Source organism: Gilvimarinus chinensis DSM 19667, from assembly GCF_000377745.1.
Lineage (GTDB): Bacteria > Pseudomonadota > Gammaproteobacteria > Pseudomonadales > Cellvibrionaceae > Gilvimarinus > Gilvimarinus chinensis.
In genome coordinates, this window is the sequence record NZ_KB898706.1 from 87,874 (window position 1) to 99,905 (window position 12,032).

The window sequence follows — 12,032 nt, forward strand, 5'->3', positions numbered from 1 at the left end:
GTGACTTTACCCGCTTTCGGGAGCTTGGTTTAATGGGGCAACACAACAGAAGGATAATGAATATGATTGATACAAGCCGCGCGTCTTGCAGCGGAGGTTGGCTGTGACTCTTACGAAGCGAATTCTATTGGCAATGGTTTTGGGTATTGCTGTTGGGCTGGTGCTGAACCTGGTCTATACGCCCGGTGGCTGGCTGGATCGTTTTATTGTGCACGGCGCATTCGATATCGTTGGAACCATCTTTGTTAACTCCCTGAAGCTTCTGGTGGTGCCCCTGGTGTTTGTGTCGCTGGTGTGTGGTACGGCCTCTTTAGGGGCGCAGAGTCGCATGGGGCCCATGGCGGCAAAAACCATTGGCCTGTACGTGTTGACTACAGCTATAGCGATTACCTTGGCGATTGCTGTGGCCAGTGTGTTGGGGCCTGGGAAAAGCCTCGGGCTGACCGCTTCAGGTGTTGCTGATGCCAGCTTCAGCGTTTCATTGAAAGACACTATTATCAATATCTTTCCCTCCAACCCCGTGCAAGCCATGGCCGACGGGGTCATGTTACAAGTGATTGTGTTTGCGGTGCTTTTTGGTATCGCCATCAGCCGCACGGGTGAGAAAGGCAAGCCAGTCGCCAGCTTTTTTAACAACCTCAATGAGGTTGTGATGCAAATGATTCTGATGCTGGTGCAGCTGGCCCCTTATGGTGTGTTTTGCTTGTTGGCAAAGCTGTTTGCCAGTATGGGGTTTGAGGTGTTTGAAGATTTACTGTTTTATTTCTTTACGGTTATCGGGGTGTTACTGCTGCAGTGTTTTGTCGTGTACCCCGCGCTGCTAAAAGCTTTTGCCGGGCTGAATCCGCTGGTGTTTTTCCGCAAAATGTATCCGGTTCAAGTGTTTGCCTTCAGCACAGCATCAAGCAACGCGACCTTGCCCTACACCCTCAGCACTGTAGAGAAAAAACTGGGGGTGGATAATAAAGTGGCCTCTTTTACTCTGCCTTTGGGCGCCACCATCAACATGGACGGTACATCAATAATGCAGGGGGTCGCGACGGTGTTTATCGCGCAGGCCTACGGCGTTGATGTGGGTCTTACCGGGTATCTGATGGTGGTATTAACAGCAACCTTAGCCTCTATTGGTACGGCAGGGGTGCCAGGGGTTGGTATGGTGACGTTGACCATGGTGCTACAGCAGGCGGGCTTACCGATTGAAGAGGGGATTGCACTGATTATCGGGGTCGACAGGTTACTGGATATGTTGCGAACTTCGGTAAATGTGACAGGAGACGCAACAGTGACGACAGTGGTTGCTAAAAGTGAAGCCCTGCTTGAGCCTGATATTTATAACGCTGACATGGCGGAAGTTCGCCAATAAAAAAACCGGCCTAAGCCGGTTTTAGGTGCGCCCTGTCAGCCTTTAGTTAGGTGACAGGGCGCCAGCAATATGTTCAAGCTCTTCGGTGGACTCAATAATATTAAGTATGGCCGCTTCGGCTTTATCCCGGCTTAAACCCAGCTCATTGAACAGTGAGTCGGGGATAGCCACTTTAGGCCCGATGATAACTCCTTGTTGTCGCAATAGGGCGTTTGCAATATAAACCAGCTTCGCGTAAGCAGAGTGTTCGCCTTGGTAGTGGGCATTGTTCTGCTCGCGCAAACCGATGACGACCTCATCGGGCATATTCCACAACTCCATTAATGTACTGGCAATCTGGTCGCGGGTAATACCCAAAAGGTGGCGCTCTATACTCTGCGGAGTGACGTGGGGATTGGCCTCGCTTAAACGGCAGTACTGTGAGTAATAGGGAGGGAAAACTTCGGCCATAACCAGTGCGCCGAAATTATGCAGCAGGCCTGTTAAATACGCCATGCCAAAACTGGGGCGTTGTTCGCGGGGTATGGCGGCTACCAACCCTTCAATAGTGGCGGCCATATATACCGCTTGTTGCCAATATTTTAGCTCGCCCTCCGGGCCGTCTTTGGGTAAGGATATGGTTTTGCCCAACGCGAGACCAAGGGCCAGGTTGAGTACCATATCGAAGCCTAGTACGCGAACAATGGCATCGTGTATGGATTTGATTTTGCCAGGGGCAGAATAATAAGGGGAGGCGGCCCAGCTGACCACTTGAGCCGCTAAGCTGGGGTCTGTTTCTACAATTTGCGCTAAATCGGAAATGTCTGCGTTTGGATCCACCCGTAGTTTAATAATACGTTGTGCCGTGTCCGATAACGGCGGTAGCTCTAACGTTTCTTCAAGGCGCTGCTTAATTCGCAAACTGGTAAAATTACGAACGGCATTTTCGATCTGCTGGGTTTGATTGGCGCTGGGTGGCGCACTTTCCAACGGGGGTAGGGGAATCGTGATATCACAAATAATGGCGTCTGTGAGCGTTTGTTGAAACTCAGACCCTAACACCCGAATCAGTTGAGACTCGTCGCCCGAGTCCAGTAGTAAGTCATCGCGCTGTAGCAAGTTTTGGTCAACGAGGGTGAGCAGGCCCGCTACCTGAGGTAAAGCCGGTACGGAGTTACACTGATGAGTGTCGTAAAATTTCTGTAAGGCCTGCTCGCCTGCGGCTCTTAGGTTGCGGTTGAGGTGATGATTAATAGCACTGATGTCGAGCAGGCTATCGGCTGAAAACACCACTTGAACCTGGCCAATATCATCTTGCAGCAGGATTGAGCGAGCTGCCCCGACACTGCGCAGGTGCTCATCATGCCAGATGAGTGAGTTACCTTCTTGTACGGGGGTGGCGGTCAGGTCGTAACGAATATTCTGGTTACTGAGTAACGTTTCGACATTGGTGGGTACTGGCACGTGAAAAATCTCCTGTGAACTAGCCGCGCGACCATTTTTGGGGTCGTCTCTTACCGTGTTTTGTTTCGTTCTGGTGGTAAGTGAATGGCATTCTATGCAGAGTAGCAGTAAATATAGTGGCTTATAGAGCTTAATACTACGCTTGACGTGAATTAGTGCATATTTTTCGGAAAAATGCCGTTGCAACCGGAAAGTGCTGGTTTCTTTTTAAACACCCATTTAAGCCCCCAGATATTGTTCACGGCCACCTAGCCAGCGTTCTACAACTGCGGCGGCTTGTTCGGGGTAATGCGCTACCATCAGTTCGGCCGCCTCGCGTACGGCAGGTAAAAGGTGACTATCGCGGGCAAGATCGGCAATGCGAAATTCCATCTCACCTGTTTGCTTCGTGCCCAGCACTTCGCCAGGGCCGCGCAGTTCCAAGTCTTGTTCGGCAATATAAAAGCCATCGTTGCTTTCGCGCATAACTCGCAAGCGGGATTTGGCGTGCTTCGATAACGGCGAGCCGTACAGTAATACGCAGGCACTGGCAGCTGCTCCTCGACCCACTCGGCCACGCAATTGATGCAACTGTGACAGCCCCAGGCGCTCGGGGTTTTCAATAATCATCAGACTGGCGTTGGGCACATCCACGCCGACTTCGATGACCGTAGTGGCGACCAATAGCTGGGTGTTTCCGGCTTTAAAATCACTCATAACGGCGTCTTTCTCGGCGCCTTTCATACGTCCGTGTACCAAGGCCACATTAAGCCCCGGCAGTTGTTGCTGCAAGGTGGCGGCGGTGGCTTCGGCGGCTTGAGCTTCAAGGGCTTCAGATTCTTCAATTAAGGTGCACACCCAGTACGCTTGACGGCCCGAGGCGCAGGCAGCGCGCACTCGCTGGATAACTTGATCGCGTCGATCGTCCGCGATTACCGCTGTAGCGACCGGGGTGCGGCCGGGAGGCAGTTCATCAATCACGGAACAATCCAAGTCGGCATAAGCACTCATGGCAAGGGTGCGTGGAATTGGCGTTGCGGTCATGATCAATTGATGTGGCGTGAAGCCCTGTGGTGCTTTATTGCTTAGCGCTAAACGCTGATGAACACCGAAGCGGTGTTGTTCATCGATAATCGCGAGGGCTAAATCTGCAAAGGTGACATCGTCTTGAAAAAGCGCATGGGTTCCGATCACCAATTGCGCTTCACCGCTGGCAATGGCCGCTAAGGCCTCACGTTTTTCTTTAGCCCGCATGCGACCGCTGAGAAAAACGGGCGTGATGCCGAGAGGGGCGAGCCAGGCACTGAAGTTGAGGCGGTGCTGTTCGGCGAGAATTTCGGTGGGCGCCATGACCGCCGCCTGTTTGCCACAGGCTATGGCACTTAGCGCAGCAAGTGCCGCGACGATGGTTTTTCCTGAGCCGACATCCCCCTGCACCAGACGCAGCATAGGCTCGCGTTTGTTGAGATCCGTTGCGATCTCTGCGTTAACACGCTCCTGTGCCCGGGTCAGCGAGAAAGGTAAGTGTGCTTTCAGCTGTTCGCCCAGCCTTTGTTGGTCAGTGAGCGGGGGCGCTCTGTGTTGTTTTGCCCTGGCGCGAAATTGCAACATGCTCAGCTGTTGGGCCAACAGCTCTTCAAAGGCCAGGCGCTGCTGATAGGGGTGTATGCCGTCCGCCAGCTGTTGCAGGTTGGCATCGGCCGGCGGTTGGTGTAACAGGCGCAGTGCATCGGCCAGCGGGATCTGATGCAGCTGGCGGCGCACTGGCTCGGGCAGTAACTCCTCAATGGGGGTGTACTGCAATTGCTCCAGCGCCTGTTGCGTCAGGGTTCGCAGGCGCGGCTGGGTTAATCCCTCTGTTGTCGGATAGTGAGGAGTCAGGCTGCCCGCGAGAGGCGTAGGCTGCGTCTGATCCAGCAGTTCGTATTCAGGGTGCACCATTTCCAGCCCGTTTGCACCGCGCCTGGCTTCGCCAAAACAGCGCAGTTTTGCACCCGCAACCAAGCGTTGTTTTTGCGCAGCATTAAAATGAAAAAAGCGTAAGCTCAGCGTACCTGTGCCATCCTGAATTCGGCACAGCAGTGAGCGGCGCTTGCCATACACAACATCCGCGGCGCGGACGTCACCCTCCACCACGGCGCTTATTGACGGCTGCAGAGCCCCGATGGGGAGAACGCGAGTGCGGTCAGCGTAGCGCCCCGGCAAGTGAAAGAGCAGCTGCTGCACCGTGAAGATACCCAGCTTTTCTAGCTTGCCTTGCAGCGCCGGCCCCACGCCTTTGAGGGCGCTGACAGGTAGGGTGGCGAGGCCGTCGCCCGATTTGACCAAGGTTTAGCCCCTAATTTACAAGCTCGATCAGCGGGTTATCACGCTGGCTACGGCGAATCGCGCTGCGCAGGGCATCTACGGCTTTGAAGCGCGGAAAGCTGGCTCGCCAGGCCAAAGCTACTGTGCGCTGCGGCCCTTGGCCGCTAAACGGCCGGGTTACCAGTACGTCCTCGCTGTAACCGGCGGTGCTTGCTGCCGAGACAGGCAGTATGGTGATGCCCAGGCCAGAGGCTACCATGTGACGCAGAGTTTCCAGTGAGCTTCCTTCCGCCGCGGTTCGCACTTTGCCCTTACCCGCTTCTAGCGAGGGTTGCAGGTTGGGACAGGTCTCGAGTACCTGATCGCGGAAGCAGTGGCCCTCGCCCAGCAGTAAGACTTCTTCGTCGTCCAGCGCGCGTGGGTCAACGGTCTCGTTGGCTGCTAGCGGGTGGTCTTTGCGCAGAAGCACTACAAACGGTTCTTCATAAAGTGGTTGGGTAACGACATCCGCCTCTGTAAAAGGCAGGGCGACGATAATAACGTCCAGCTCGCCTTTGCGTAGCTTGGTACGCAGGGTGCCTGTGTACCCTTCCTCTACATACAGGGGCATGGCGGAGGCTTCTTTTTGCAACTCGGGAATAAAATAGGGCAGCAAATAGGGGCCAATGGTAAAAATGGCCCCCACAGCCAGCGGGCTGGATAGCTGATCTTTACCTTCATTGGCGATATCTTTAATCGCGGATGTTTGCTCTAGCACCAAATTGGCCTGGGCGACGATTTTTTCCCCCAGAGGTGTGGCGGACACACGGGATTTAGAACGCTCGAAAAGGGCCACGCCCAATTCCTCTTCCAGCTTTTTGACCGCAATGCTAAGGGTGGGCTGACTAACGAAGCAGCGTTCCGCTGCGCGGCCGAAGTGTTGCTCCTGGGCGAGGGTGACGATATAGCGCAATTCTGTCAGAGTCATGGGCTTCAAATCATTAAGTGAACGATGGGTAGCAATCTAGCAAAATGGATAGAAAAAAACTATTGATAATCGGCTGTGGAGATCTGGGAGAGCGTTTGGCCAACCAGGTAAGTGATGATTTTGAGGTGTACGGCTTGCGCCGTAAGCCTCCCTTGAGGGGCGCTGAGTGTATCCACTACTTGCGTGGAGATGCGTCAGACGAAAACACCATGCGTTCCGTGTTGGCGAGAGAATTTGCCGCGATAGTGCTTACCCTCACTCCTTCGGCTCGCAGCGATGAGGGATATCGACACGGTTATGTCGAGCCTTGCCAGGCGTTGGTGCGGGCGCTGGCAGGGCGTTCGCCGCGGGTAATCATGGTCAGCAGCACGGCGGTTTACGGCCAGAGTGACGGACAGTGGGTGGATGAGACCTCATTAGCGACGCCACCTCGCTATAACGGAACGCGTTTACTAGAAGCCGAATCGGTTTTAGCCGATGCAAAGCTACCATTGGTAACCCTGCGTTTAGCGGGTATTTACGGGCCGGGCCGGACCCGGTTGCTGCAATCGGTGGCCGAAGGTAACGCTAAGGCATCCCCTGCCTTTACCAATCGAATTCACGCGGATGATTGTGCGGGATTTATGGCTTGGGTTCTGCGTATGGAAAACCCCTTGCCGCTCTACCTGGTGAGTGATGGTGAGGCGCCCACCAAAGCGGAGGTGGTGAGTTGGTTGGCCAGTGAGATGGGGGTGGCAACTCCGCCGACGGAGGTTGTCGATAATATGAACAAACGGGTCGATAACCGGCGCATGTTGGCCACCGGTTATACATTGAGGTATCAGGATTTTAGAGCCGGATTTGCCTCGGTTATCCCGCGCTCACCATAATGCCGTCGGCTTCAATCTGCGCCCCTTTCGGTAATTGGCTGATACCGATCGCGGCGCGAGCCGGGTAGGGCTCAGTGAAATACTGCGCCATTACCTCGTTAACGGTAGGGAAGTTACCCAGGTCGGTCAGGTAAATGTTCAGCTTCACAATATCTTGTAAGCCACCCCCCGCTTCGGTACACACCGCCTGCAAATTTTTAAATACCTGATGAGCCTCGGCAGCAAAGTCACCGCTTACCATTTCCATGGTTTCGGGAATCAGGGGGATTTGGCCGGACAGATAAACCGTGCCGTTTACCTTAACTGCTTGCGAGTAAGTTCCGATCGCTTCGGGGGCGTTATCTGTGTGGATGATAGCTTTATTGGGCATGAGGGTTCCGTCTTTCCAAAAGAGGCCGAGTATACCGCCTTGCTCGGCCACTCGCCAAGTTGAGGCAGGTGGCGAAACTGGATACACCCTAGGGCTTAGTTCTTCGCCCGCTGGATGCGAATGACAAAACTTAAATTGCGAATGCGGCGCATAATATTGGCCAAGTGAATGCGGTTTTGTACACCGATACACAGGTTGATCACGCTGTTGTGTGCGTCACGTTCGTTGACGTGAATGTGCTCGATGTTGCCACCTTGTTCGGTAACGCGTGTTGCTAGGGTGGCGATAATACCGCGTTCGGACTCCACCTCGACGCGAATATCCACTAAAAATTCACCCGAGACCGTCGGTGCCCAGTTCACATGGTTGATCTTTTCCGGGTTATGCCGGATTTCAGCGAGGTTGTGGCAGGTTTCCTGATGAATCACCAGGCCCTTACCCGAACTGATATGGCCGATGATTGGATCGCCTGGAATAGGGCGGCAGCATTTTGCGAAAGTAATGAGTACGCCGTCTGAGCTGTCGATGGTCAGCGGCGAGTAGATACTGCCACCGGGGGGCGTGATGTTCGCATCGGGCTGTACCAATTTGGCCACCGCGTAAGCGATACGATTTCCCAGGCCAATATCTTCACATACCGCTTCCAGTGAGCTTAATCCGGTGCCAGCGAGTAGCTTTTGTTCGTGATCTTCGCTCAGGTTATCGATATCCACCTCAATTTCAGCCAGCGCGCGGCCTAGCATCTTTTTGCCCAGGGCTACAGAGTGGTGGTGTCGCTGATTTTTCAAAAAGTGGCGAATCGCACTGCGTGCCTTACCCGAGACTGAAAAATTGAGCCAGTTAGGGTTTGGCTGCGCGCCCGGCGCAGTGATGATGGTGACTTTTTGCCCGCTTTGCAGGGGCTGCGATAAAGGCGCTAAGCGTCCATTAATGCGGCAGGCGACGCAAGTGTTGCCGATATCCGTATGCACGGCGTAGGCAAAGTCGATCGCGGTAGCGCCGTGGGGCAGCTCTACAATCCGACCTTTGGGGGTGAAAACATACACTTCATCTGGAAACAGATCGATTTTAACGTTTTCAATAAATTCCAGGGAGTCGCCCGCACGACGCTGCATCTCCAGCAGCCCCTGAACCCATTGCCGGGCGCGACTATGGCTGCTGCTGAGGGCATCGTCGCTGTTGGATTTATACAAAAAATGCGCGGCAATACCGGTGTTGGCCATTTCGTCCATTTCTTTGGTGCGAATTTGCACCTCAATGGGAACGCCGTGCATGCCCACCAATACCGTATGCAGTGATTGATAGCCATTGGCTTTCGGGATGGCAATATAATCTTTAAACTCCCCCGCCACCGGCTTGTAAAGATTATGGATAACGCCAAGGGTGCGGTAACAGGCGTCTATGCTATCGACAATAATGCGAAAAGCGTAAACGTCCATGATTTCTTTAAAGAATTTTTTCTTCTGCCGCATTTTTTGATAAATGCTGTACAGGTGTTTTTCTCTACCAATAACGACCGCGTTTAAGGCCTCACGCCCCAGGCGTTTTTCAATGGCTGTTTGAATCTGTTCGACCAGCTCTTTGCGGTTGCCCCGCGCCGTTTTTAAGGCCGCTTGCATTCGGGTTGCCCGCAGGGGGTGCATGGCGTAAAAGCCGCGGTCTTCAAACTCCAGACGCAGATCATTCATGCCCAGCCGATGGGCGATGGGGGCATAAATTTCTAAGGTTTCTTTGGCAATGCGCCGTTTTTTGTGGGGCGGCATGGCGCCCAAGGTACGCATGTTGTGCAGCCGGTCGGCCAATTTGACTAGAATAACCCGCAGGTCATCGGCCATGGCGAGCGCCATCTTCTGGAAGTTTTCAGCCTGTTTCTCGGCCTGGGATTCGAACTCAATCTGGGTGAGCTTGCTCACCCCATCAACCAGCTCGGCTACGGTGTCGCCAAACTGTGCGGAAATGGCTTTTTTGGGGATACCGGTGTCTTCAATGACATCGTGCAGCATGGCGGCCATCAAACTTTGGTGGTCCATGTGCATGCCGGAGAGAATATCGGCGACCGCTAGCGGGTGAGTAATATAGTCTTCACCCGAACGACGCTTTTGCCCGTCGTGGGCTTGTTCGGCATAAAAATAGGCGCGCCTGACCTGATCGATCTGAGGGGGTTCCAAATAAGACGAAAGCCGATGGCTCAGTGCCTCAATGGTTAACAAAGTCTTCCTCCGATCCGGTTAAAGCGCGCGCGGTATTATATTTGCGGGTCGAAATTGGGTTCTTCAAGTTGCGGCGTGGGTGCCGGCTCGTCGCGTTCAGCCAAAATGCTGGCGTCGATAAAACCTTCTTCGATTTCGCGCAGAGCGATTACGGTAGGCTTGTCGTTCTCTTCAGGAACATGGGGCTCTTTGCCGCCCACGGCGATTTGACGGGCGCGTTTGCTGCCCACCATCACTAATTCAAAGCGGTTGTCGACGTGGTCGAGGCAATCTTCAACTGTAATACGTGCCATAGGTTGTCCGTTACTGATCTGAAAAAAATCGGGAGCTCGCGAGAATCGCGGCCTTTGGGGCTATTATGCGCGAGATTGGCGCCAAGAGCCAGTGAGGGCGGTCGCGAGCGGGGGCGCTATTGTACACAAATTGCCCAAGGGTGGAAGTGCCAACCGGGTTACATTGCGTTATTTCGCCAGCAATTCTGTTAAAAGATGCGCGTGGCGCTCGGATTGCGAGCTTTGGCGTAAATGTTGGCTGGTGATCAGCGCCTGAAATTGGGCCAAAGCGACGGTAAAGTCGTCGTTGATGATCAGGTAATCGGCCTCTACATAGTGAGAGATTTCGCTGATTGCCTCATTCATGCGAGCCTCAATGACACTTTCATCATCCTGGCCTCGCCCGGTCAAACGCTGGCGTAAAGCCGATAACGATGGCGGCAGAATAAAGAGACTGACGGTTTCGGGCATTAATTTGCGCACCTGGGCGGCGCCCTGCCAATCAATCTCTAAAATGACATCCAGACCGCTTTTCAAGGTGTCTTCCACCCACTTTTGTGAGGTGCCATAAAGATTGCCGAATACCTGAGCGTGCTCTAAGAACGCGCCCTCGGACAGCATGCCAGTGAATTCATCATGGCTTACAAAATGGTAGTTGACGCCGCACTGCTCTCCCGGGCGCATTGGGCGGGTGGTGTGCGAAACGGAAACGCACACTTCCGGGCTCGACTTGACTAGGGCGCTAACCAAGCTGGTTTTACCGGCCCCAGAGGGCGCTGAGACAGTGTAGAGAATGCCTTTGCTCATGAATGCTTCCGTTTCTTAGATGGGGTAAGTCATTGAAAACGGTTATTATGGCACAAGCTAAATGATTACGAACACCGGCCCGAGGAGCCCTTATGTCAAACAGGTTTACCGTCGCACAAGCTGCCGACTATCTGAAGGTTAGTGAAGCCTTTGTGCAAACCATGGTGGCTAAAGGTCGCCTGGTTGCCGATGCCGATGGCTTGTATGAGCAGCAACAACTGGACGCCTTGGCGACATTAATAGAAAAACTAAAAGGTGAAGGCATCGCTGCTATGGTGGCGACGGTTGAACAGCAGCTGTAAAAAGTGGCTAATTTTTTACCGTTAGGATGCCACGAAGAATACGCGCTCACCTCCGCATCATTCCAATGCCGACTGTCAGTACCACCGCACTGAAAACACTCCGAACTGAGCGCGGGTCGGTAAAGCACGTGAACTAGGTATAACCTAAAATCACAGGGCAACCCTCATGGTGGCTTACCCTGTGATCTAAACGTGCGACTGAGTTATTTAAGCGTTTTTGCCTGACTTTTTGCCTGCATCTTACTCCAGTCAGAGCCCGGCAAATCATTCATAAAAGACTCTATATTGCCGCGTTTTTGCATGGTGACAAATGCGCGTTTGCCGTCCGGCCCGCCGAAAGTAATGTTGGTGGGGTGTTGTCCTGTTAACTCGATTTCTTTTAGCAGCAAGCCCGATGGAGTCAGTACCGCTATCGTTCCCGCGCCATAGCGGGCGATGTACACGTTGCCTTCGGTGTCTGTCGACATCCCATCCATACCGTGATCGGAAAAACGGAAAAACTCGCGTTTGTTGCTTACGCTACCGTCTGTATTAACGTCGTAAGCCCAGACGACTCGTTGCACGCTCTCGTTGACGTAAAGGGTTTGACCGTTGGGCGAGAGTTCAATGCCATTGGTGGTGCCCATGTCGCTTTCCAGTAACTCGGTGACACCGTCAGGTTTTATCAGCCAAAGGTTACCTGTGTTATCGGCCCAATTGGGGTCGGATGCGTAAATTAAACCGTTATCAGCCACGACTATGTCGTTGGGTTGATTCATCTGGTCGTTATGAGCCAGGACGCTCAGATTTTTGCTGGCGGGATCAATCGATAAAATATTGTGCGCCGAGTAATCGGCTACCAGCATTTTTCCCTCTGGAGAGAAGCGCAGGGCATTACCGGTACTCCCCTCGGGCAAAGTAAGCCACAAAGAGGCGGAATTTTTTCCCTTTACGGCACCAATGGCTCCCTCTGTTGCAAAATTCACGGCGTACAGGGTGCCGTCGGGACCCACCACAGGACCTTCTACGCCCTGTGTGAAGGTTTGCTCGGCCACCCAGTCTTCGCTGGCCCCATGGGTGAAGCCGCTGCTTAACGTGCAGCTAATCACCAACGGACTTAACAGTGCGGGGAATACTCGGTTTTTCCTCATGATCGTTCCTTTA

11 protein-coding genes are annotated in these 12,032 nt (G+C 53.5%); 3 read left to right on the plus strand and 8 right to left on the minus strand.

Going from position 1 to position 12,032, the window contains the following annotated elements; genetic code table 11:
- The first annotated feature begins 103 nt into the window (after window positions 1-103).
- The gene (locus D568_RS18740) at window positions 104-1,363 is read left to right on the plus strand and encodes a dicarboxylate/amino acid:cation symporter (protein ID WP_040515952.1); all 1,260 of its coding nucleotides are present in this window, start codon (window positions 104-106) and stop codon (window positions 1,361-1,363) included.
- A 42-nt stretch (window positions 1,364-1,405) separates the two neighbouring features.
- On the opposite strand, the gene D568_RS0100505 is transcribed toward D568_RS18740, so the two are convergent.
- From D568_RS0100505 to D568_RS0100515, 3 genes are all read right to left on the minus strand, one after another.
- Window positions 1,406-2,806 carry an HDOD domain-containing protein gene (locus D568_RS0100505; protein ID WP_020207589.1) on the minus strand — a complete coding sequence of 467 codons (1,401 nt, stop codon included), beginning with the start codon at window positions 2,804-2,806 and terminating at the stop codon, window positions 1,406-1,408.
- Window positions 2,807-3,025: 219 nt separating this feature from the next.
- Entirely contained in the window at window positions 3,026-5,113 is a 2,088-nt protein-coding gene (gene recG / locus D568_RS0100510) for an ATP-dependent DNA helicase RecG (RefSeq protein WP_020207590.1), read from the minus strand.
- Between the two features lie 10 nt (window positions 5,114-5,123).
- Window positions 5,124-6,059 (minus strand): hydrogen peroxide-inducible genes activator, encoded by a 936-nt coding sequence (locus D568_RS0100515; RefSeq protein WP_020207591.1) that lies wholly within the window; start codon window positions 6,057-6,059, stop codon window positions 5,124-5,126.
- A gap of 44 nt (window positions 6,060-6,103) precedes the next feature.
- Between D568_RS0100515 and D568_RS0100520 the strand changes: the two genes are divergently transcribed.
- Entirely contained in the window at window positions 6,104-6,928 is an 825-nt protein-coding gene (locus tag D568_RS0100520; RefSeq protein WP_020207592.1) for an SDR family oxidoreductase, read from the plus strand.
- On the opposite strand, the gene D568_RS0100525 is transcribed toward D568_RS0100520, so the two are convergent.
- The 4 genes from D568_RS0100525 to gmk all read right to left on the minus strand — a co-directional run bounded on the left by D568_RS0100525 (window position 6,909) and on the right by gmk (window position 10,587).
- The gene (locus tag D568_RS0100525; protein WP_020207593.1) at window positions 6,909-7,298 is read right to left on the minus strand and encodes a RidA family protein; all 390 of its coding nucleotides are present in this window, start codon (window positions 7,296-7,298) and stop codon (window positions 6,909-6,911) included. The two genes, D568_RS0100520 and D568_RS0100525, sit on opposite strands and share 20 nt — an antisense overlap.
- A 95-nt stretch (window positions 7,299-7,393) precedes the next feature.
- Complete coding sequence (locus D568_RS0100530) at window positions 7,394-9,508, minus strand: RelA/SpoT family protein (RefSeq protein ID WP_020207594.1); 2,115 nt, start codon at window positions 9,506-9,508, stop codon at window positions 7,394-7,396.
- 35 nt (window positions 9,509-9,543) lie between these two features.
- Window positions 9,544-9,801: a DNA-directed RNA polymerase subunit omega gene (gene rpoZ, locus D568_RS0100535; RefSeq protein WP_020207595.1), complete on the minus strand. Its 258-nt coding sequence runs from the start codon at window positions 9,799-9,801 to the stop codon at window positions 9,544-9,546.
- A 168-nt stretch (window positions 9,802-9,969) separates the two neighbouring features.
- Entirely contained in the window at window positions 9,970-10,587 is a 618-nt protein-coding gene (gene gmk / locus D568_RS0100540; RefSeq protein ID WP_020207596.1) for a guanylate kinase, read from the minus strand.
- A 92-nt stretch (window positions 10,588-10,679) separates the two neighbouring features.
- Between gmk and D568_RS0100545 the strand changes: the two genes are divergently transcribed.
- Window positions 10,680-10,889, plus strand: coding sequence for a helix-turn-helix domain-containing protein (locus D568_RS0100545; RefSeq protein WP_020207597.1), 210 nt, complete (start codon window positions 10,680-10,682; stop codon window positions 10,887-10,889).
- 203 nt (window positions 10,890-11,092) lie between these two features.
- On the opposite strand, the gene D568_RS0100550 is transcribed toward D568_RS0100545, so the two are convergent.
- Entirely contained in the window at window positions 11,093-12,019 is a 927-nt protein-coding gene (locus tag D568_RS0100550; RefSeq protein WP_020207598.1) for an SMP-30/gluconolactonase/LRE family protein, read from the minus strand.
- Between the last annotated feature and the right edge of the window lie 13 nt (window positions 12,020-12,032).

What these genes read in the sequence shown, in the direction of transcription:
- rpoZ (WP_020207595.1), bottom strand. Translation starts at nt 9,801, where the DNA reads ATGGCACGTATTACAGTTGAAGATTGCCTCGACCACGTCGACAACCGC.
- D568_RS0100515 (WP_020207591.1), bottom strand. Translation starts at nt 6,059, where the DNA reads ATGACTCTGACAGAATTGCGCTATATCGTCACCCTCGCCCAGGAGCAA.
- gmk (WP_020207596.1), bottom strand. Translation starts at nt 10,587, where the DNA reads ATGAGCAAAGGCATTCTCTACACTGTCTCAGCGCCCTCTGGGGCCGGT.
- D568_RS0100550 (WP_020207598.1), bottom strand. Translation starts at nt 12,019, where the DNA reads ATGAGGAAAAACCGAGTATTCCCCGCACTGTTAAGTCCGTTGGTGATT.
- D568_RS0100525 (WP_020207593.1), bottom strand. Translation starts at nt 7,298, where the DNA reads ATGCCCAATAAAGCTATCATCCACACAGATAACGCCCCCGAAGCGATC.
- D568_RS0100520 (WP_020207592.1), top strand. Translation starts at nt 6,104, where the DNA reads ATGGATAGAAAAAAACTATTGATAATCGGCTGTGGAGATCTGGGAGAG.
- D568_RS0100545 (WP_020207597.1), top strand. Translation starts at nt 10,680, where the DNA reads ATGTCAAACAGGTTTACCGTCGCACAAGCTGCCGACTATCTGAAGGTT.